At 74.3% G+C, this 2,749-nt stretch carries 2 protein-coding genes and 1 pseudogene; 1 reads left to right on the top strand and 2 read right to left on the bottom strand.

The genetic code is table 11. The annotated features are described in order from the left end of the window. Both HW445_RS25545 and HW445_RS34295 read right to left on the bottom strand, forming a co-directional pair. Positions 1-656, bottom strand: a pseudogene (locus HW445_RS25545) (hypothetical protein); the annotation flags it as partial. Positions 657-714: 58 nt separating this feature from the next. Then, complete coding sequence (locus tag HW445_RS34295) at positions 715-972, bottom strand: chaplin family protein (protein ID WP_180223264.1); 258 nt, start codon at positions 970-972, stop codon at positions 715-717. 402 nt (positions 973-1,374) lie between these two features. Here HW445_RS34295 and HW445_RS25555 point away from each other — a divergent pair. After that, a partial coding sequence (locus HW445_RS25555; RefSeq protein ID WP_180223265.1) for a polyketide synthase occupies positions 1,375-2,749 on the top strand: 1,375 nt, incomplete at its 3' end.

A 2,749-nucleotide genomic window follows, 5' to 3' on the forward strand; every position in this document is an offset into this window, starting at 1 on the left:
TGCGGGCGCTGCGACGCGCCGGGATTCCGCAGCAGCCAGCCGTCGGTGCGGGCCACGGCCTGCGGGCCGGCTCCGCGTTCGTGGTCGGCGTGGGCGAGGGCGTGCACGGCCCGCCCCGCCCGGGAGAAGAGGGAAAGCGCCCGCTCGGCCGCCTCGACGCCCTCGTCCGTACGCCCTTGCTCCACGCGGGTCCAGGCCGTCCACTGCGCCCAGAGCCACGACTCCGGCCCCGCGAGGCGGGCCTGTCGCTCGACGAGTTCGGCGCCCGCGCGCCGGAGGTCCGGGTCCGTGACGCCGCCGAAGGCGTGCAGCATGAGCGCGGCGGTCTCGTCGGCGGGGAAGTCGGCGAAGTGGCGCAGCAGATGCTCGGCGGCCAGGCGGTCCTGGCGGAGGGCGCAGAGGAAGATCCCGTACACCAGGCTGGTCTCGCGCGGCCCTTCGGCCTTGGCCAGCTCGAAGGCGGTCACCATCCGGGACTTCAGGCCGGCCTCGTCGAAGGAGTCCGCCCGCGCCCACACCGACAGCGCCCGGCCGAGGCCGGACGCGGGGTGCTCGGCGACAAACGCCTCCAGCAGGGAGGCGTGGCGGCCGCTGAGGGCGGCCTGCTCGCGGACCGCTTCCTCCAGTGAGGGGATCCGGGTCGCGGGTGTCGTCATCCGGTGGGGCTCCGCTCTCGCGTGGTGGCGTGCCGACCGGGTCCGGCCGGACCGGTCCCTAATAACAGACCAGGCCGCCCGCGCAGTCGTTGAGGGGGAGGTGCACCGGCAACTGCGCCACATCGGCCGTGGCCACGCCGGGGGACGCGACGGTCCGTCCCTCCGCCCGCGCCCCGAGCCCCAGGTCGTGGCAGACGTTGCCGACCGCGGCATCGCCGACGTCGAGGAGCGCGTGGGCCGTCCCGGACGGCACCATCGCCGCGCCCACCGCCGCTCCCAGGGCCGCCGTCCTCATTCCTGCTCGGGCACCGTTCACCGTTCGTCGCTCCTTCTGCCGCGCTGCTGACCGCTGCCGGACGCCGTGCGCACCGCGCGTCCGAGGCCACCCGTCGCACGGTGAACGAAGGCCGCCGGGATCCGACACGCCCCGTACGGCCGGACGACGGACGACGGAGCCGCGCGGCCGAGCCGCGTGGCCGCCTCCGTCACGGGCGTCCGGCGCGATCATCCGTCAAGAACCCACCCGGGCGACTGAACCCGGTGCGTTGAAGCACCGGCGTCCGCCGACGCGCTCCGGGACGGAACCCGTATGTCCTAGGTCCGAGGTCCACGGCGTGCCGGAATGGTCGGTGCTTCGCCGGTCGACCCGACGGCGCGGCGGAGAGCGTGCCGGGGCCGGACGCCTCCCGGCTTGCTCATGACGAAGGACGGACCGCCCATGGATGTGCAGACAGACGCCGAGAAGTACGGAGCCGGCCAGGACGAACCGGTCGCGATCGTCGGGGCCGCCTGCCGGTTCCCCGGCCGGGCCCGCTCCCTCGACTCCCTGTGGCGGCTGCTGATGGCGCGTCGGGAGACCGTGCGGGAGGTGCCCGCGGAGCGGTGGGAGCAGGCGGAGCTGGCCGGTCTGCCCGCCCAGGTCGCGGCCCGGCTGCGGTACGGCTGCTTCCTGGACGACGACGTGTACGCCTACGAGCCGGAGTTCTTCGGGATCAACGCGCAGGAGGCGCCCTGGGTCGACCCTGAGCACCGGCTGCTCTCCGAAGTGGTCTGGGAGGCGATCGAGCACGCCGGCATCCCCGCCCGGCGGCTGTCGGGAACGCCGACGGGCATGTTCTTCGGCGTCTACCAGAAGGACTACATGCTGCGTGTGCAGCGGCCTCTCGAAGAGGTCCACGCCTACGCGATGTACACCGGTTTCGACAGCATCGGCCCCGGCCGCGTCGGCTTCATGCTCGACCTCAGGGGACCGCAGGTCGTCGTCGAGAGCGCCTGCGCCTCCGGACTGGTCGCCGTGCACTCCGCCTGCCAGAGCCTGCGCTCCGGGGAGTCCGACCTGGCGCTGGCCGGTGCCGCCATGCTGACCCTGGGACCCGAGGGGGTCATCGCTCCCGCGCTGTGGGGGGTTTTCTCCCCCACCGGGCGCTGCCACGCCTTCGACGCCGCCGCGGACGGCTACGTCCGCGGGGAGGGCTGCGGCGTGGTCGTGCTCAAGCGCCTGTCGGACGCGGTGCGTGCGGGCGACCGGGTGCTGGCGGTGCTGCGCGGCACGGCGGTCAACCAGAACGGCCGGGGCACCCGACTGAGCGCTCCCTCCGAACCCGCGCAGATCGACCTCTACCGTCTGGCGCTGGAACGCGCGGGCGTCGAGGCCGGCGACGTCGGCATGGTGGAGGCGCACGGTCCGGGTACGGCGGTGGGCGACCCCATCGAGTTCGCCGCGGTGGCCGCCGTGTACGGCAAGGGACGCGACCGGTGCGCGCTGGGGTCGGTGAAGACGAACATCGGCCACACCGAACCGGTGTCCGGCGTGGCGGGCCTGCTGAAGGCCGTCGCGTCCCTGCGCCACGGCAGGGTGCCGGCCAGCCTGCACTTCCGGACCTGGAACCCGCAGATCGACGCCGAGGGCACCCGGCTGTTCGTGCCCACCGATACGACCGAGTGGCCGGTGCGGGGTGGCGCCCGGCTGGCCGCGGTGTCCTCCTTCGGCATCAGCGGGACCAACGCGCACATCATCCTGGAGCAGCCCCCCTCGTCCTCCCCGGTACGGCGCGCCGTCCTTCCGGCTCCGGCCGCCGCGCCCGTCCCGCCCG

Origin of the sequence: Streptomyces sp. UH6 (assembly GCF_013421635.1) — a bacterium.
In the GTDB taxonomy this organism is placed as follows: Bacteria; Actinomycetota; Actinomycetes; order Streptomycetales; family Streptomycetaceae; genus Streptomyces; species Streptomyces abyssomicinicus.